Origin of the sequence: Pseudomonas lundensis, from assembly GCF_002269125.1 — a bacterium.
Classification (GTDB): domain Bacteria; phylum Pseudomonadota; class Gammaproteobacteria; order Pseudomonadales; family Pseudomonadaceae; genus Aquipseudomonas; species Aquipseudomonas lundensis_A.
Window position 1 is genome coordinate 36117 of record NZ_NQKI01000018.1, and the last position, 17725, is coordinate 53841.

Sequence of the window (17725 nt, forward strand, 5' to 3'; positions counted from 1 at the left end):
TGTGCCGAGGGCGTGGCATGAAGCTGCGTAACAGTTTTCAGGCGCGCATCAGCCTGTTTTTGGCGATGCTCCTGCTGTTGGTCATTGGCGCGGTGTATTTCGCGGTCAAAGCCGTCACGATCACGGTGGCCCGCGATCAGGCCGAAGAACAACTGCGTACCGGCACACGGGTGTTCGAGCGGTTCATGGATTTGCGTTGGCGACGCATCCAGTACGGCCTCAACTGGCTGACCAATGACTCGGACTTCCGTCAGGCTGCACTCAATGGTAATCGCGCTCAAATCAACGCCGCGCTGCAAGAGTTTGAGCCGAGCATCCGGGGCAGTGAACTGTTCGTGCTGGATCTGCAGGGCAACATCATCACCAGCACCCTCAAAGCGTTACCGGCGGGGCAGCCCTTTCCCTACGCCAAAGCCTTGAGGCTGGCGCGCCGACATTCTCAATCGATGGTCATTGGCGTGCTGGATGATCGCCCGTACATGATGGTGCAAAGCGTGGTACTGGCACCGTTGCCCGTGGTGCGCGTGGTGTCGGGCATGCCGATGGACGACGTGTTTGCTCACGAGTTGCGCTCACTGAGCAACCTTGAAGTGTCATTCATGACCATCAAACAGGGCGATAACGGCGTGCTCAGCAGCACCCAGCCTGACGTCATGAACGCCAGCAACGAGCAGTTTTTGAGCGATCACGCGCCCGGTATGAAGGTTCACTTCAGCGTATTTCATGGCAAGCGTTTTCTCGGGCAGCTACTGCAACTGGCCAATTCTGGGGACCCGGCCAACGGGCAAGTGCTCGCGCTTCTGCAAAGCCCGCTGGACCAGACCATGCACGCATTCAACGCCCTGGATCGCAAGTTTCTGTGGATATCCCTTGGCGCGTTGCTGCTGTCTTTGTTCGGGGCCTTATGGCTGGCGCGCGCGGTGTCGCGTCCGGTCAGTTTGCTGGCCGAGGCCGCTCAGCGAATCGGGCGCGGCAACTACGAGGTTCCGGTAGAACTCAAGCGTAAGGATGAACTGGGCTTTTTGGCCAAGGCGATCAACGCGATGCAGAGCGGAATCGCGCTGCGCGAGCAGCAACTGGCACATAACGCGCTGCACGACGCACTGACCGGCTTGCCCAACCGCGCACTCGCCATGGAGCGATTGGGCAGCGCCATCAGTGCGCGAAGGGGGGTGGTGCTGATTTATCTGGGCGTCGAAAACTACCGGGTTATCAACGAAAGTTTCGGCCAGGACGGCATGGAATTGATCATGCGCGAAATCAGCCGCGTCATGCTCGACACGTTGCACGCGCGGGACACCGCTGCGCGCATCACCGGCAATGAATTTTTACTGCTACTGGAAAGCACCCAGGTCGATGCCGCGGTGGCCGTGGCCGACAGGCTCTACCGGCTGTTGAATCGACCGCTGAGCATCGACGGGCATGAGGTGTCGCTGGAAATCTGCATGGGCATTGCGGCCTATCCGATTAATGGGCAAAGCGTCGAAGAGCTGATCAGCCGCGCCGCGCTTGCCCGACGGGATGCCGCTGCGCTGCCGGGTTACTTGCAGGTTTACCAGCAGGACCGCGACCTGGCCCATCAACGGCAAATCCAGTTGATACGCGACGTGCGCAGCGCGGCAAGCGAGGGCGAGCTGTTTTTGCTCTACCAGCCCAAGCTGGATATCCGCAGCGGCCAAGTGCATCAGGCGGAAGCGCTACTGCGCTGGCGCCATCCGGAGCTGGGCGTGGTGTCGCCTGCCGAATTCATCCCGCTGGCCGAACGCACTGGCAGCATGCCGTTGCTCACGCAATGGGTCATTGAGGAGGGCGTGCGCCAATTGGCCGAGTGGAACCGCAAAGGGCTGCACCTGCAACTTTCACTCAACATATCGGCGGCGGACTTACAGGGCGAAGACTTGCTGTTGAGCGTCGAAGCCTTGCTCTCGCGCTATCAAGTGTCGGCCGGGCAATTGATTTTCGAAATCACCGAAAGTGCGGTCATGCGCGACCCGGAGCATTCACTCAGCGTGCTGGAAAAACTGCGCGAGGGCGGCATTGGCCTGTCGGTGGACGATTTCGGCACCGGCTATTCGTCACTGGCGCACCTCAAACGGCTACCGGTACAAGAGTTGAAAATCGACCAGTCATTTATTCGTAACCTTGACGAGCGCAGTGAAGACGCGGTCATCGTGCGTTCGACCCTGGAGATGAGCCATAACCTGGGGTTAAAGGTCGTGGCCGAAGGCGTGGAGTACCAGCACACCCTTGACCTCCTGCAGCGCTGGCAATGCGACACGGCCCAGGGTTACCTGATCAGTCGCCCGTTGGAGGTTTCAGCGTTTGAAACATGGCTGTCGCGACTGGAGGAAACTGCCTGAAAATACGTTTTGCGACGGGCTTCGTGGCGGCATTAACTTTCCAGAGTCCATGCCGGTATACCGGTGTCGAGAAGCGCGAAGAGCATGCTGGGCGCCACGTCATCTGGCAGATTACATCCCTGCGCAGTACCTACAAGGTTGAGCATCCATTTCGAGTGATCAAGCGTGAGTTTGGTTATACGAAAGTGCGTTTCCGAGGCTTGGTGAAAAACACTGCTCAGAGGATGACGCTGTTCGTCCTGTAGAGCCTTTGGATGGCGCGTCGATATTTACTCTCCAGCGCAGGAGAGGTGCGTCCGTAATGAGGGAGATAGTTGCTGCGAGGAGCGTTCAGCGGCAAACTTGGATGGAAGAGGTGGCAGACTTGATCGGTTTTGAACGGCTGCCGTTTATTGAAAGCACCTATGGCTCAGCAGTCGAAAGATAACGGCCTACTTCAGACCATCCTTAAGGCTATTACAAGAAAAGTAGCTAAACTTAGGCAGGCTTTGCGTTTAATTGAGCGTGAACCTGATGAGCTAACTGATGAAATCGAAATAGGCTGGAGCAACACGGTGCGGCCATGGTGGGGGTTGAGAATTTATTACAAATAAGTCGTAACTAAATACATCTAAAGTTTTTTTATGAAAATGGAAGATATTCGGTATTACACAGTAGTAACACCGCTGGTTTTAGGGTCGGCAGGTTTAAATACTATGATTGTACTTTGGGTGATTGAGAGGCTTTTCATATTGTCTGATAGCGCTCTCTACGCCACAGCTGCTGTGACTTATACTGTCATATGCGTAGTAGGATTAATTCATGCTATCCCCTGATTAAGAGGAATTTTCTGATGAGTGCAGCTTTAGTGCTGACCATCAGCACCATCTTTAGGATGGTGCTCTGTTTTTAATGTGTGTATTGATTGTATGTTTATTGCATCAACAAAAGCTTCTAATGTTAGAGCGATTTTCCCTGTTTGCTTGTAAGCTCGCTCATAATCTTCTGGGATGTTTTTAAATAGCTTAAATGTATTTTCTTTTTGGACTTTTCTCCCAGGCCCCACTCCAGCTAGCGCTAAGTCAAAAGAATAATATGTCATATCTCCATAATAGTCGCTTCTAAATATTTCCCTGTAGAATTCCTTAACTGGTCCTGCAGTGTTATTGGTGCTGTTATAAATATTCATTCCGCCTTCGTATATATTATTAAGTCCGTGCGCAATCATCGGTCCGCTATAAGGGAGGCTAAAACCTCTTGTGATAACAGCAGATTCAATGCCTGTTTTGAATTGCATGAATCCACCGGCAATCCCTGCATTATTTTTGGCATAAAACCACGCTTTATTGGCTAGCTCGTCATATTCTTTGATCAGTTCCTGCATCCCGTCCCAGGCACTAATAACGCCGTCATTAACTTCGCGAATGAGTTCGTTTACGTAGTTCGCAATAATCGAGCTGAACTTCAGCTGCATGATGCTATCAAGGTAAGTAGCGCTCGTCGTGCAGCCCAACGACATCAGGTCAGAGGCTGCTTTCGTGACATCATGGATGTCGCACTGTTGGTCGCTCATACATCATTATTCCATGAGCTGTGCGCGCTGGTGCCGGCCCCAACGTGTGTCCACGTAATATCCCGATAGCGAATCGCGACGACTTCTTGCGGCTGACCTTCCGACATATTGATCACATGCGGTACTTGAAAGTTTATGTACGCAATTCGTGCGCCGGATAAACGAACAACAAAGTATTTTTCCTGACTCCCTATTGGTGAAGTGCGATAAAAGTCAATTACGCATTCAACTTCTTCACCATCATGCAAAGCGCCGAAAATCAGCGGAGAGGACTTGTCAATATTTTTAGTTATAACAACAGGCCTGTGTTGCCCACGACCACCTGTAACTGTTCCATCGCTCCCCGCAACCATGTCGTGCGAGTAAGCCAATACCATGATTTCATCAAAGTGGCCGATCTGACATTTATTGCCGATGGAATCTTGACTAGAGCAGCCCGAAGAGATTAGGCCTTGTTTTTTTCCTGTAATAGACATGTATCCATGGTTGGCCATTTAATACCCCCTGTATTACTAATCATCATATGACAGTCGTGACCAGCTTGCTGTAGGATGATTCCTAAATGTTAAGTTTAGTATCCTTGAAATTATTTAATTCCTATTAACCCCCTCCTGCCGCAATCACAGCTGAGGTTGTTCGCGAACCAGATCGACTCTGGCGCAAAGCCGATTTGCCTTAGGCTCTGTACGAAAAGTAATGCCGCAAACACCGCATGGCACAGGCCAATGAGACCATCGCCGCAAAACTTTTCGGGAGCTTGTCGAAACGCGTAACGATGCGGCGGTTCTCTTTCAACCATCCGATCATGCGCTCGATGATGTTGCGCTACCGGTATTTGGGGCGCCCGCTACGGCGTGGCTCATAGAAGATATCTGCAACCAAATCCCAGGCTGCGTCGGGTAGTTCGTACCGTTTGGCCATCATGGGCTCCTGCCTTTGATGGTCGCGGACTTTACTGAATCTCAACGCCCGCGGAATTCAAATTGGTTTCAGCTGATTTCGTACAGAGCCTAGATTGTGGCGATGGGTATTTTTCCTGCGTGTACTTAGCTGCATGCAGTTGAGTACGTCGCAAGTCACCTAAACGGCAAATCCACTTCCCCTAAAAGCAGTGATATATCGCATGCCAATGCTATGAATTGGCTTGGCGTATGCCTCGGCTAGCGTCTTTAGCGCGGCATATAGAGCGAGGCGGAGCACCATTAAGATCAATTAATAAATGTGTCGCTCAGAGCACGTGGCGGTGTTTACCCATAAAAAAAGCGGCTATCTCTCGATAGCCGCTTCTCTTTCAACGAGCCGTGTTACTTAGTCGGCCAGTTTGAACGCCATGATGTAGTCACCTTTTTTGGTGCCCAGGCCGCCGTGACCGCCCGCCATGACGACGACGTATTGCGTGCCGTCTTTGCCGGTGTAGGTCATCGGGGTGGCCTGACCGCCTGCTGGCAGGCGACCTTCCCACAGCTGCTTGCCGTTACGGACGTCGTAGGCACGCAGGTATTGGTCGAGGGTACCGCTCAGGAAGGCTACGCCACCGGCAGTGGTGAAGGTCCCGCCCAGGCTTGGAACGCCCATCGACAATGGAATCGGTACCGGCGAGCTGTCACGCACGGTGCCGTTTTTGTGTTTCCAGATCACGTTGTTGTTGGTCAGGTCGACCGCAGCAACGTAACCCCACGCGGGTGCCTGGCAAGGCAGGCCGACAGGGGACAACAGAGGTTCCAGGATCACACCGTAAGGTGCGCCTTTGTTCGGTTGTACACCGGATGTTTCGCCTTTACGAGGGCCCATTGCCGCCACGTCCGCCTGAGGAACCAGTTTGGAAGTGAAGGCCATGTAGCTCGGGTTCAGGAAAGCAATTTGACGTACTGGGTCAACCGAGATGCCGCCCCAGTCGAATACACCGAAGTTGCCGGGGTAAACGATCGAACCTTGCAGCGATGGCGGGGTGTACATGCCATCGTAACGCAGGGACTTGAAGTTGATCCGGCACAGCATTTGGTCAAACGGTGTTACGCCCCACATGTCGCGCTCGGTCAGTTCCGGCGGAATCATGTTCAGGTCCGAACGTGGCTGGGTCGGTGCGGTGTGGTCGCCTTCAACAGCGCCGCCCGGAGCCGGCAGTTCACGGATCGGTACGATGTCTTCGCCGGTGCGACGGTCAACAACGTAGATGCTGCCTTGTTTGGTGGACGCCAGCAGGGCCGGTTTCACGCCATCGGCAGTTTTCAGGTCCATCAGGGTTGGCTGACCGCCCACGTCCATGTCCCACAGGTCATGGTGAGTGAACTGACGATACCAACGAACTTTACCGGTGTTGATGTCCAGCGCAGTCACGCCAGCGCTGTAACGCTCGGAGTCTTCGGTACGGTCGCCGCCATATTGGTCGGGCATTTGGTTGCCCATCGGCAGGTACAGCATGCCGAGGTTTTCATCGACCGCGAACATCGACCACATGTTTGGCGAGTTGCGGGTGTAGTGCTTACCTTCTGCAATCGGCGTGGTGTCGTCCGGATTGCCGCTGTCCCAGTTCCACACCAGTTTGCCGGTACGTACGTCGTACGCACGGATCACGCCCGATGGCTCGTCAGTCGAGATGTTATCGGTCACGTGGCCGCCAATCACGACCAGATCTTTGGTCACGGCAGGTGGCGAAGTGGAGTAGTAACCACCCGGTGCAAAGCTGCCGATGTTGTGGCGCAGGTCGACAGAACCGTGGTCACCGAACTCTTCACACACTTTACCGGTGTCAGCGTTCAGGGCGATCAGACGGGTGTCGGCGGTCGGCAGGAACAGGCGACGCGGGCACGAGTTGCTGGCAGTGGCAGTGGCTGCTTCAACCGCTGGCTCGGCAGCGCTCTGCTCGGTGCTGGCTTTGGCATAGGCCGCCTCGTCGTGATAGCTCACGCCACGGCAAGTCATGTGGGCCCAACCCTTGAAGTTTTCAGCGTTCTGAGTGCTGATCTTCGGATCGAAACGCCAGATTTCCTTACCGGTATCCGGGTCAAGGGCAATCACCTGGCTGTGCGGGGTGCACACATACAGCATGCCGTTGACTTTCAGCGGGGTGTTCTCGGCCGTTGTTTCGCCCGGATCGCCTTCGCCTGGAATGTCACCGGTGCGGAAGGTCCACGCTGGAACCAGCTTGTGGGCGTTTTCCGGGGTGATTTCTTTCAGCGGCGAGTAGCGGTCGCCATGGGCGGTGCGCCCGTAGGACTGCCAGTCACCGTCCGGCATGGCCGGTGCAGTGTTGGTCATGCCTGGAACGGCATCGCGGTCCAGTTCGCCCTTGATTTCGCCAGGGCTGGTGAACTGGCTGGCCAATGCTGCCAGACCGGCCAGCACGACAGCAACGCTCAGCGCGCCGGTCGTGACAGGGGCCGATTGGCCGCCGGTCAACGGACGACGGAACCAAGGCAGCAGCAATACGATACCGATCGCAAACCACAGGGCCAGACGCGGTACCAACTGCCACCAGTCCAGGCCCACTTCCATCAGTGCCCACACCGTGCTGGCGAACAGCACCACTGCATACAAGCCAAGCGCCGCGCGGCGTCCCGCCATCAGCAATGCGCCCGACAGACCAAAGCCGATACCCGCCAGCAGGTAGTACATCGACCCGCCCAGCGTGACCAGCTTGATACCCCCGACCAGCATGGCCAGGCCCATTAGCAGCAGCAGGATACCGAGCAACGTCGGTAACAGGCGGCTACGACTTGAAGCACCTTCAGTGCTCATAGTGTGGTTCTCCGTTACGTTGATAGTGTCCCCGCGCGGGCCCTGCAGAGCAGGGCGCGACGCGGGTATGAATCAGTGAAATAAGTCCTTGTGAGTCAGCTTCAAGCTTCGTGCTCGTTGCGTTAGTCCGTTCTTGGATCAGAACGAGCTTTGTATCTTCAACCCGCCAATCAGCGCGTCGTCCAGATGGCTGACGCCGCCCGGGTGACGGATGTATTGCAGGTTCGGCCGAACGGTCAGCCAGTTGGTCACGTGCACGCCGTAGTAGAGTTCGGCGCTGTATTCAGTGTCCTGAGGGGGCAGGTAATCGGCGTTGTCGAAATCGTAGACAGCGCGAGCCTGATTGGTCGCCTGGGCGTTCTTGCGATACGCCGGGTTGACGTGAACCCGTGCCACGGCAAAGCCGATATCGTCTTTGGCGCGTGAATCGAATACGCCTTTGTAGACGATGCCCGCCTGGACATAGTTGTCGATAGGGTTGGTCTTCTTGTCGTGCACAGTGGCATTGGCGAACACACTCAAGCCCCTCGACTGATCGCTGGCGCGGCTGGTGAGTTGCTGCTGCACACCCAGCCACATGCCGTGCTTGCTCGAACTGCTGCGGTAGGCTTCACCGCTCAGGGCGGCAGGTTGGCCATTGGCATCTTTGTAAACATCGGTTGCCTTGGCACTACTGTAGTAGTAACCGGCACGGTATTCCCCCGGCAGGCCATTGATTTTTGGCGTCCACACCAATTCAACCGGCAACACTGCGCCTTGGGTGCCGCTGCCGCTGAGCTTGAAACCATTGCCGCGATCCAGGTTGGACGGGTTCTGTTCGTAAGCGCCAACCTGCGCATACAGCTCGGGCGTCAGGTGATATTTGACGCGCAACGCCCACTGGCTGACAGGCCAGTTGTACCAGATGCTGCCAGCCCAGTTGCCGACTTGCGAACCGCAAAACGCGAGGTTCTGGAAGTCGCACGGGAAGCTGTTGAAGTCTTCGCCCTGACCAAAGCGGCCGACTTTGATGTCGAGCTTCTGGTCAAAGAATTTTTGCTGGTACCACATCTGCGTCAGGCGAGTGGTCTGACCGCGGCCCCAGACTTCCTGAGCCGACGTGAAGCCGCCCACGCGCGGGTCGTTGATGCGGTCGTTGCTGATGTTGTTGCCGCTGCGGTGGGTAATCGTCAGCTGGAACTCAGCATCGTCCCACCCCAAAATCTTTTGCAGGTCCAAGTGCGTGCCCAGGCCGAACTGATCGCTGTAGCGCGCCGTACGGTCGTGGTCATAGCCGCCGTGCAGGTTGGAACCCACTTCGCCCACGTAATCGAGGGAGAAGGCATAGCCTTTTTGCTCAAGCTCGCTGCGGGTGCCGTTCCAGTCGCCGAGCATCCATTTGGAATCGCTGTCGAAGGCGGGGGCCGCCTGAACGCAGGTCGCCAGACCGAGAGCGGTGAGTCCGCCCATCAGGTTCAGGGCTTTTTGCCCGGCAATAGGAAACAACGCACTGTGTTTGCGCAACATCAAAAATTTGGACATAGGTTGAGGTGTGAGTCTTTATAGGTATGGCTGTGGCTGTGGTAGCGCTGTCTGGTGGAGACGGTGCTAGCCCTTCAAGATTTTGAGGCGGAATGAATCGGTTCAGCCTCTAAAAATGGAATGATAAAGTGCTGTAACGTTTTGAAACAGCACTTTAAATGACATGGATCATTTCGTAATTGGTAACAGTGTGCTGCGACCGATCGTCTCAGGCTGTTTCGCCCAGTATTTACTGGCCTTCGTCGGTCCCCCGTCGCAACCTGTCCGGCTAGAAAAAAATCTTCGTCGATCTTCCACGCACGGCGGCGAAATGAAGGTTTGAGGCCTTTTTTCGTGCGTGAACGGTGTTTCCCCTTCGCTAGAAAGACTCGAATCGAGGCGTAGCCGCACGTTGAGCAAACCGCACAACTGAGGGTTTAACCTGCAGCCGTGCGTCCGGATTGATGCCTTAAAACGTCGTGCGCAAGCCGACTTCAATACTGCGGCCGGGGGCTGGCGCGATGTCTCGCAGAATCGAACTGGCGTAACGCACGGTCTGGTTGGTCAGGTTCTCGCCTTTGACGAACGCCAGCCATTGGCTGTTGCCCACCTCAAAGTGATAACCGGCGCTGGCGCCCAACGTGGTGTAGCCGTCGGTGCCAGACTCGTTGTCCGGGACGCGCCCCTGATTGCTGGCGTGTTCGACGTCCACTCGCGCCTGCCAGCGGTTCAGCTCCCAGAGGACGCCGCTGCGCAAGCGCAAGGGGGCAATCCGGGGCAGGGCTTGGCCCGTGTCGAGGTTGGTGGCGCGGGTGTAATCGCCAGCCAGTTCCAGAGCGAACTTACCGTAGGCGCTTTCGCCTAGCTTCCAGTGATCTTTCGCTTCAAATCCGGTGAAACGTGCGCGAACCCCGGAATAGATGTATTCGGGAATGCCATCGGCGTCGGGTACGCCTTCGTCATTGAGCGTGCGACCTGTGCCCAGAAGGCCGATGTAATTGGAGAAGTGGCTGTAGAACACGCCAACGCTGCCGGTGTGGGTGCCAGTGTCAAAACGCAGTGCCAGGTCGCTGGAGACAGCTTTTTCTTTCGACAGGTTCGCGCTCCCCACTTCATAGGTTCCAGTGGCCACGTGTGCCCCGTTGGCGAACAGCTCATAGAACGTCGGGGCGCGCTCGGTGTAGCCCAGCGTAGCTGCAAGCGACCAGACCGGGGTGAGGCTCAACAGCGCACCGGAAGACACGCTGCCGGCGGTGAAGCTTTTTGAGCTGTCCGTTGCCTCGAAGCGCTCATTGCCTTTGGCGTCCGGGTCAACCACGGTGTGCTCCAGTCGCCCGCCCAGGCTGAATGTGAGGCGGTCGGTGGCCTGAAACTCTTCGAGAATAAACAGCGCGCCACTGGTGGTGTCGGTGTGCGGGACAAACGCTTCTTCGCCCAAGGCGGAAAACGCGTTTCGATTGAACTGTGCGCCGACTACCCCATTGAGTGAGCCAAGGGGCATGTGTCTTGCCTCCATACGCGCCTCATACCCCTTGTTTTTAAAGGTGGTGCCGACTTCGCCGTCTTCAATTTCACGGTGCTCATAGTCGGTGTAGCCCGCGTTGAATTTCAGCGAACTGAAGGGGCCTTGCAGGTTGCGCAGTTCTGACGCGAAGGCGTAGTGGTCCTGTTTCATGCGAATGCGCACGTCCTGCTCAGCCGGTGAACCGTAATTGGCGTCGTAGTTGCTGTAGGACAGGCCCGCGTATCCGTCGTTCCAGGTGTAGGAACCGCCGACTGCGCCGCCATCTTGTCGGCCATTGCTATTGCCCAAACGGCCTTTCTTTTCGTCGCCGCTTTCGCTTTGCGGTGCATGACGGCTGCGAGCATCGCCGGGGATTCTCAAGTCATTGAACGCCCGCGCATTGGCGTCCAGATGCAGGGCGAAAGTGCCATTACCGGCTTCGAGTTTGCCGGCGCTGCTGCGGGTCGTGGCGGCGCCGCCATAGCGCAGTTCCCCGGCACCCTGAATGCCCTCTATGGCTTGTGTCGGGATGCGATTGTCGAAGGTGTTGACCACGCCACCCATGGCATTGCCGCCGTATAGCAGGGCGGCGGGGCCGCGCACTGTTTCAATCCGTTCGACATTGACCGGGTCCAGTGGCACGGCGTGGTCGTAGGACAGCGACGAAGCGTCCAGCGCGCCCACGCCATTGCGCAGAATGCGAATACGGTCGCCATCCAGGCCGCGAATGATCGGGCGGCTGGCGCCCGGCCCAAAGTAGGACGACGACACGCCGGGTTGCTTGTTCAGGGTTTCTCCCAGGCTGCCTTGCTGTTGCAGGGTCAGGTCGTCACTTTCCAGCACGCTGGTGGGTGACGCCAGTTGGCGGCTGCCCAGCGGGTTGCCGGTAATCACTTGGGGTTGCAGTTCCAGTGCGTAGACGGGAGAGGTGATGAAGAGGGCGGCGGCTAACGGGGTAAGGGGTAAACGGCGGAAATGTCGTGGGAAAACGGGGGACGGCATTGCAAGTTCCTTGGCAAAGTGGGCAGGGAAATCGGGCGAGGCGTATGCTCTTTAGGGATATCAATAGTTACAATATAACATCTCTTTAATTGTAACCATGGGGAACTTTCATCCCAGATGCCCACTCAGGGCTAAACTGCGCCAAGGCACGCGCACTTCCCCCTGAGCCAGCGCTCGGCTAAGGTGCGCGGCTTTCCTACATTTGCTTACTTAAGGCTCGGCATGACTGAACCCAACAACGATCCCCTGCACGGCGTGACGCTGGAGCAGATCCTGACCGCGCTGGTGGCGCACTACACGTGGGACGGGCTGGCGCAGCGCATTGATATTCGCTGCTTCAAGAGTGACCCGAGCATCAAGTCGAGCCTGACTTTCCTGCGCAAGACCCCTTGGGCGCGGGAAAAGGTCGAGAAGCTGTATGTGAAATACGCCCGCACCAAGCGCGATATTTGACGCCCTCATGACGTCTCGCCCGGTGAAATTGAGCGCAGCAACGGTCCGCACGCTGTGCACCTGGCTGGCGATCCTCGGCTGGAGCGGCTTGGCGATTCAACTCGATCTGATTCTGCTGGCGCGCTGGACGTCAGGCGCCAGCGTGTTGGGCGGGTTAGTCAATTACTTCGGCTTTTTCACCATCCTCACCAACACCCTGGCTGCTGTGGTGTTGACCTGCGAAGCCACGCGGCGTGAATCAGCTGGCAGGCGGTTCTTCCTGCAACCCAAGGTCAGCAGCGGGATATGCGTGAGCATCATTGTTGTGGGCGGGGCCTATAGCCTGTTGTTGCGCAATCTCTGGCAACCCGAGGGGCTGCAATGGCTGGCCAATGAACTGCTGCACGATGTGATGCCGGTGTTGTACGCGTTGTATTGGTGGTGGTGCGTGCCCAAGGGCGCGCTGCGTATCCGGCACATCGGTCTGTGGGTGCTGTACCCGATCGTGTATTTCGGCTACATCCTGTTACGCGGGCATCTGTTAGGGGTCTACCCGTATCCGTTTGTCGATGTCGACAAGCTGGGTTATGCGCTGACGATCATGAATGCCAGCGGCATATTGGCAGGCTTTATCGCCGTGGCGGTCATCGTGGTGGGGCTGGATCGCTGGAAGTAAGGGCTGAGCAGCGGGTAATCATGGCCCTCTGGCTGAGCCAGCAATCGGCCAGGTCACTCATTCTTCGGCACCGGTCTCCAGCCGCCAGTAGCCTGCGGCCTTTATCCACGCCTCCTCCAGCCCATGGGTATCGAGCAACACTTTGCGTACCTTGCGCGACAGTGCGCTTTCGGTCGCCACCCATGCATACAACTGGCCTTCAGGCATTTTCAATTGCGCGACCGTACTGAGCAATTCTTCCCCGGGCTCATCGCGGTGCACCCAAATCACTTCGACGGTCGCCGCGCTGTTGAGCGGTTGCTCTTCTGCGGCATTTTCGATGTCGATCACCACAGTGGCACGGCGGTTGGCCGGCAGCTCTTCCAAGCGGCGGGCGATGGCGGGAAGGGCCGTTTCGTCCCCGATCAGCAGGTAACTGTCGAACATGTCCGGCACCACCATCGAACCGCGCGGGCCACCGATGTGCAGGGTGTGACCGGGTTGGGCCTGCGCCGCCCAAGTGGACGCAGGGCCATCGCCATGCAGCACGAAATCAATGTCCAGTTCGAGTGCCTTCAGATCAACGCGACGCGGCGTGTAATCACGCATCGGCGGCATGGCCTGGCTTTTCAGGCCTGCGCTCAGTTCAAGGCTTTCCAGTGCGGCTTGTTCTTCGGCGTTTTGCGGGAAGAACAGCTTCACGTGGTCATCGCTGCCCAAACTGATAAACCCGGCCAGCTCAGGCCCGCCTAGGGTGATGCGGCGCATGCGTGGGGTAAGCTCGACGACACGCAGTACGTCCAGTTTTCGGCGTTTAATTTCATGCATGACGCGGTGAATGGTCTGGGCGGTTACGGCACTCATTGAGCATTCTCCTGCGCAGGCCGTGCAGTTACGGTGCCATCGACAATGGCTTTGGCGGTGCTATTGAGCAGGTCGCGCACACGCAGGATTTCTTCCGGATTCCAACGACCGTGGTGCATTTGCAGGGCATGGCGCAGGTTGTGAACGGCCTCGTGGATTTCTTGCGGCCGGTCATGGCCACGCAACGAGCGTTTACTCACTTCAATGCGCATCCGCACGCCTTCCAGGGCAATCGCCTGTTCGGTCAACGACTGGCGACCCGCGTCGGTGATGCAATACCGTTTTTTGCCGCCTTCGGTATCGCCCTCAATCATCTCGCTTTCTTCAAGGAACGTAAGGGTCGGATAAATCACGCCGGGGCTTGGGCTGTACGCGCCATCGAACAGGGTTTCGATCTGGCGGATCAGGTCATACCCGTGGCAAGGCTGTTCGGCGATCAGGGCCAGCAACAGCAGTTTCAGGTCGCCCGGTGCAAATACGCGAGGCCCCCGGCCACCGCGTTCACGGCCGGGGCGCTTCTCGAAACCATCCGCGTGCACGCCATGCTCTCGGGGGTGATGGTGTTCTCTCATTTTCTCTTCGCTCTTTGTATAAGTTAGATACAACTTAAGATATATCTTAAGACTGTTCAAGATGAAGTGATGAACGGTAATAGTTCTCAAATGCACGGAGGGCTTTTTTCACTCACTGGTGCTTGGCAGGGGCTACAGTTGCGCGGTGGGCGAATTACATAACGTGTGGGTGGCGGGTTGTAGGTAGGGAGTGAGGATGGGCGCCATGCCTTTGAGCACTTGCACTGGCAACGCGGAAGTGAATTTGAAGGCTTCGGCCGAGCGGCCCGGCACAAATGCGGTCAGGGTGCCAAAGTGTTGTTCGCCGATGTAGAACACAAACGTCGCTGTGCGGTTGATCGACTTGGAACTGATAAGCCGCCCGCCAGCCCCCATGCTTTCAATGCGGTTATCGCCAGTGCCGGTTTTGCCGCCCATGGCCAGCACACTGCCGTCGGGTTGTTTAAAGCTGCCCGACACACGGCGTGCCGTACCGGCGTCCACCACCTGCGAAAGGGCCTCGCGCAGCGCGGTGGCCACTTCACTGGGCATTACCCGTTCGCCCTTGTCCGGGTCATTGACCAAGCGGGTTTCATAGGGTGTGCCAGCGGCGAAATGCAACGTATCGATACGCAACACCGGCAAACGCACGCCATCGTTCAAGATAATCCCCATCAGCTCGGAGAGCGCTGCCGGGCGATCCCCTGAGCTGCCCAGCGCGGTCGCCAGCGAAGGCACCAAGTGATCAAACGGGTAACCGACTTTCTGCCAGCGTTGATGGATATCAAGGAACGCTTCGATCTCCAGCATCGTGCGGATCCGGCTGTCCCGCGCGCTCTTGTGTCGGCTTTTGAACAGCCAGCTGTAAACCTCCTGACGCTCGAACTGGCTGGCGGCTACGGCCTGTTGAAACGTGGCTTGCGGGTTGTTCAGCAAATAGCCCATCAGCCACAGGTCCAGCGGGTGCACCTTGGCGATGTAGCCTTGATCCGGCAGGTCATAAGCGCCGGGACCGTAGCTTTGATACAGCGTGGTCAGACGCTCGTCAGGCACCTTGTCAGTGCGTAAATGCGAACGGACGAAACTGTTGAAGGTCGCCTGATCGGCATGAGGAAACAGATAACGGTGCACCGCCGCCATGCGAATCGGCGTCGGGTGCATGCTGTCCAGAAAGGTATCGAGGCGCGCCTGGGTGTCCTTGCCTTTGTATTTTTTCCAGAACTTGAGCATATAGGTGGTGCCTTCACGGTCTGCGAAGCGTGCCAGGTATTCCTGCCGACGGGGGTTTAGGTCGTCCTTGAGCAGTTCTGCGCTGTTGCTCGGCGCCTGATACGTCGTGTAACGCACCACATCGCGCATCAACCGTACAAACGGCAGGTTGATGGACTCGCGAATGGCGTCGCGCAGGGTCGGGTTGCGGCCGTTGTCCTGATTGCGAAAGTTGTTGAAGTGATGCATGCCGCCGCCAGTGAAAAACCGCTCGCCCGGGTTTGCCGAATAGGTACGGTTGAGCGCTGCATCGAGCATGCTGGCAAGGCTCGCGTCAGGGTCGCGGATCAGATAATCCAGCGCCCAGCGACTCAAGCGGTCTTGATCTTCGACCTGAACTTTTTTCAGATTGGCGCTGGACTGGCCGCCGTAACGCGCATGCAATTCGGCAATGATTTGCAGGTAAGTGGTCAGCACCCGCAGTTTGGCGGTCGAGCCCAGCTCCAGTTTGCTGCCTTCATTGATGTCGAATGGTTGATCTGTGTTGTCGGTTTGTACCCGGGCACGGGCGCCATCGGGCGTGAGTTCAAACAAGGTGAAGCTGTAACGCACCTGCGCCGTGCTGCTGGGGGTGAGCAAGCGCTCGCCCAGCAGCCCCAATTGGCCGGCAAAGGCGGGATCGGCCAATTTGCGCAGGTATTCACTGACCTGGCGCTGCAAGTCGTATTGCAAGGTGCTGGTGGCAGACAAGTCGAGGCGGTCAAGGTCGTACAAAGGGCGTTGGAGCAGGGCCGACAAACGACCGCGGGCCACGCTGATGCCTTTGTTGGTTTCGATCGGCTGGATCGTCGGCGCGGCGTTCCAGTCACGGTATGTCACACGGCTGGCCAGCGCGGCGGTCGTCAGCGCGGGATCGATCACCTTGTTTTGGGCCAGCAGGCGGATATGGCTGTCCGTCAGCACCGCCAACTCGTCGCGGCCTTTGGCCAGGTAATGCGAAGGGCGGCGCTGGGCAATCATCAGTGACAGCACTTCGCGTAACGCCAACCCGCGCTGCGCAAGGCTTTGCGGATCGCTGGCGGTGCTTGCCAGGTGCTGATTGACCTGATTGAAGTCCGCGCCGTACCAGACGCGCAAGCCTTCGGCCATGCCGTGAACCTCGCCATGCCCCGGTACAGCCGACAAGGGCACACTGTTGAGGTAGTCGCGCACAATTGTCTCGCGTGCCTGCAGGGTATCGGGGCCGTCTTGGTACGCGCGCACGCTGGCAGAAATCATCTGCCGCAGTTTTTCACTGCCAGATACAGTGAGGCCATCGGGGGAATGCCGGTATTTCTCAAGCTGGGTGGCCAACGTGCTGCCCCCTGCCGACTGACCGGGTAAATAAAGTATTTTTGCCACCTGTGACCACGCAGCCATGGCAAAGCGCGGCCAGTCCACCGCCGGGTTGGCCAGCGGCTTTGCGGGGTCGAGCAAGTCGCGGTTTTCAATGAACAGCAAACTCTGCACCACCACGGGCGGGATGCTGGCGAAGTTGGAATAAAGCTGCTGCGGGTAGTTGTAGTGGTACAGCGGCGCCCCCGAGCAGTCCGTGATAGACAGTCCGGCCTGAATCTTTTCTGAGTAGGGGACGAAAAACCCTTTTTTGCTGTAGCTCAATAGCGCTGGCGAGAAACGAGTTTGCTCTGCAATTACGTAGTCGCGTTTTAACAGGCGCGGCAAAAAGTCGCCCAGCGAGCTGTAGCCCAAACGCTTGTCGAACGGTCCTGCGCCGGGATACAGCATGGAATCGCTGGCGCCTGCGTGTATCGAGTAGTTCAGGGCTGCGGCAAAGCGACTGAATTCCTGCGCTTGTAGCCTTGAAGTACGGACTTCCTTCTCCACGGCAACTCCCAGCACCCCCAGCGCGATCAACAGCAGCAGGCCAAACAACATCCAGCCATAACGCCGCCCGCGCGACCTGGGCGGCGGGGACGGGAGGTCTTCCACTGCCGTTTCAGGCACTGCGAGTTTGCTGGAGTTTGAATGCCACAGTGCGCCCATAGTCGACCGATCCACCTACGCATTTTGGCTGCGCTTGAATCAAGCGTAGACGCTGCCCCAAAGAGGCGAGCACTTTGTGCGCCGTTCTTTACTCTGGTTTTCCGACACGCGCCGCACTTCCGTCTGTCAGATAATTTGCCTGAAAGCATAGGGATAGAGCCTTCAAGTCAGGTAAATACGTCCTAGGTAGGGGCATGACTGTGCACCAACGCTGTGCAATACTCGCCGCCGATCTCAGTAGGGCATTTCCCTTTTGACCTGTCGACCCACGAGGTCCGGGCCGATCAAGAGGGGAGCCGGGTCACACGCCCGGCT

Annotated in this window: 12 protein-coding genes and 2 pseudogenes; 5 read left to right on the top strand and 9 right to left on the bottom strand. The window is 57.3% G+C overall.

All coding sequences use genetic code 11. The features are described from left to right. Positions 1 to 17: 17 nt before the first annotated feature. The 3 genes and pseudogenes from CJF39_RS12805 (at position 18) to CJF39_RS12815 (ending at position 2953) form a co-directional block, all read left to right on the top strand. Positions 18 to 2360: a putative bifunctional diguanylate cyclase/phosphodiesterase gene (locus CJF39_RS12805; RefSeq protein WP_094993753.1), complete on the top strand. Its 2343-nt coding sequence runs from the start codon at positions 18 to 20 to the stop codon at positions 2358 to 2360. A gap of 56 nt (positions 2361 to 2416) precedes the next feature. Continuing rightward, positions 2417 to 2605: pseudogene (locus CJF39_RS12810) on the top strand (transposase); the annotation flags it as partial. Between the two features lie 159 nt (positions 2606 to 2764). Next, complete coding sequence (locus CJF39_RS12815; RefSeq protein WP_094993754.1) at positions 2765 to 2953, top strand: hypothetical protein; 189 nt, start codon at positions 2765 to 2767, stop codon at positions 2951 to 2953. Between the two features lie 251 nt (positions 2954 to 3204). Here the strand turns inward: CJF39_RS12815 and CJF39_RS12825 are convergent, their stop codons facing one another. The 6 genes and pseudogenes from CJF39_RS12825 to CJF39_RS12850 all read right to left on the bottom strand — a co-directional run bounded on the left by CJF39_RS12825 (position 3205) and on the right by CJF39_RS12850 (position 11656). Next, entirely contained in the window at positions 3205 to 3912 is a 708-nt protein-coding gene (locus CJF39_RS12825) for a DUF4225 domain-containing protein (protein ID WP_094993756.1), read from the bottom strand. Further along, positions 3909 to 4406: an Hcp family type VI secretion system effector gene (locus CJF39_RS12830; RefSeq protein WP_094993757.1), complete on the bottom strand. Its 498-nt coding sequence runs from the start codon at positions 4404 to 4406 to the stop codon at positions 3909 to 3911. Before CJF39_RS12830 ends, CJF39_RS12825 begins: the two co-directional genes overlap by 4 nt. A gap of 181 nt (positions 4407 to 4587) precedes the next feature. Then, positions 4588 to 4770: pseudogene (locus CJF39_RS12835) on the bottom strand (IS5/IS1182 family transposase); the annotation flags it as partial. Positions 4771 to 5220: 450 nt separating this feature from the next. Continuing rightward, positions 5221 to 7650 carry a glucose/quinate/shikimate family membrane-bound PQQ-dependent dehydrogenase gene (locus CJF39_RS12840; protein WP_094993758.1) on the bottom strand — a complete coding sequence of 810 codons (2430 nt, stop codon included), beginning with the start codon at positions 7648 to 7650 and terminating at the stop codon, positions 5221 to 5223. Positions 7651 to 7788: 138 nt separating this feature from the next. Next, positions 7789 to 9171: a carbohydrate porin gene (locus CJF39_RS12845; protein WP_169963184.1), complete on the bottom strand. Its 1383-nt coding sequence runs from the start codon at positions 9169 to 9171 to the stop codon at positions 7789 to 7791. A gap of 448 nt (positions 9172 to 9619) precedes the next feature. Then, the gene (locus CJF39_RS12850; RefSeq protein WP_094993759.1) at positions 9620 to 11656 is read right to left on the bottom strand and encodes a TonB-dependent receptor; all 2037 of its coding nucleotides are present in this window, start codon (positions 11654 to 11656) and stop codon (positions 9620 to 9622) included. A 222-nt stretch (positions 11657 to 11878) separates the two neighbouring features. Here CJF39_RS12850 and CJF39_RS12855 point away from each other — a divergent pair, with 222 nt between their 5' ends. Together CJF39_RS12855 and CJF39_RS12860 are read left to right on the top strand one after the other, a co-directional pair. Then, complete coding sequence (locus tag CJF39_RS12855; RefSeq protein ID WP_094993760.1) at positions 11879 to 12109, top strand: VF530 family DNA-binding protein; 231 nt, start codon at positions 11879 to 11881, stop codon at positions 12107 to 12109. Positions 12110 to 12116: 7 nt separating this feature from the next. After that, positions 12117 to 12764: a Pr6Pr family membrane protein gene (locus tag CJF39_RS12860; protein ID WP_094993761.1), complete on the top strand. Its 648-nt coding sequence runs from the start codon at positions 12117 to 12119 to the stop codon at positions 12762 to 12764. A 57-nt stretch (positions 12765 to 12821) separates the two neighbouring features. Here CJF39_RS12860 and CJF39_RS12865 read toward each other — a convergent pair whose 3' ends face one another. From CJF39_RS12865 to CJF39_RS12875, 3 genes are all read right to left on the bottom strand, one after another. Continuing rightward, on the bottom strand, positions 12822 to 13607 hold the full coding sequence (locus tag CJF39_RS12865) for a siderophore-interacting protein (protein WP_094993762.1): 786 nt from the start codon (positions 13605 to 13607) through the stop codon (positions 12822 to 12824). After that, positions 13604 to 14179 (bottom strand): PadR family transcriptional regulator, encoded by a 576-nt coding sequence (locus CJF39_RS12870; protein ID WP_094993763.1) that lies wholly within the window; start codon positions 14177 to 14179, stop codon positions 13604 to 13606. The genes CJF39_RS12865 and CJF39_RS12870 overlap by 4 nt, the downstream gene beginning before the upstream one ends. Positions 14180 to 14311: 132 nt before the next feature. Further along, a complete protein-coding gene (locus CJF39_RS12875) occupies positions 14312 to 17410 on the bottom strand; it encodes a transglycosylase domain-containing protein (protein ID WP_094993764.1) in 3099 nt (1032 codons plus the stop codon). Positions 17411 to 17725: the final 315 nt, after the last annotated feature.

What these genes read in the sequence shown, in the direction of transcription:
- CJF39_RS12805 (WP_094993753.1), top strand. Translation starts at nt 18, where the DNA reads ATGAAGCTGCGTAACAGTTTTCAGGCGCGCATCAGCCTGTTTTTGGCG.
- CJF39_RS12815 (WP_094993754.1), top strand. Translation starts at nt 2,765, where the DNA reads ATGGCTCAGCAGTCGAAAGATAACGGCCTACTTCAGACCATCCTTAAG.
- CJF39_RS12825 (WP_094993756.1), bottom strand. Translation starts at nt 3,912, where the DNA reads ATGAGCGACCAACAGTGCGACATCCATGATGTCACGAAAGCAGCCTCT.
- CJF39_RS12830 (WP_094993757.1), bottom strand. Translation starts at nt 4,406, where the DNA reads ATGGCCAACCATGGATACATGTCTATTACAGGAAAAAAACAAGGCCTA.
- CJF39_RS12840 (WP_094993758.1), bottom strand. Translation starts at nt 7,650, where the DNA reads ATGAGCACTGAAGGTGCTTCAAGTCGTAGCCGCCTGTTACCGACGTTG.
- CJF39_RS12845 (WP_169963184.1), bottom strand. Translation starts at nt 9,171, where the DNA reads ATGTCCAAATTTTTGATGTTGCGCAAACACAGTGCGTTGTTTCCTATT.
- CJF39_RS12850 (WP_094993759.1), bottom strand. Translation starts at nt 11,656, where the DNA reads ATGCCGTCCCCCGTTTTCCCACGACATTTCCGCCGTTTACCCCTTACC.
- CJF39_RS12855 (WP_094993760.1), top strand. Translation starts at nt 11,879, where the DNA reads ATGACTGAACCCAACAACGATCCCCTGCACGGCGTGACGCTGGAGCAG.
- CJF39_RS12860 (WP_094993761.1), top strand. Translation starts at nt 12,117, where the DNA reads ATGACGTCTCGCCCGGTGAAATTGAGCGCAGCAACGGTCCGCACGCTG.
- CJF39_RS12865 (WP_094993762.1), bottom strand. Translation starts at nt 13,607, where the DNA reads ATGAGTGCCGTAACCGCCCAGACCATTCACCGCGTCATGCATGAAATT.
- CJF39_RS12870 (WP_094993763.1), bottom strand. Translation starts at nt 14,179, where the DNA reads ATGAGAGAACACCATCACCCCCGAGAGCATGGCGTGCACGCGGATGGT.
- CJF39_RS12875 (WP_094993764.1), bottom strand. Translation starts at nt 17,410, where the DNA reads ATGGGCGCACTGTGGCATTCAAACTCCAGCAAACTCGCAGTGCCTGAA.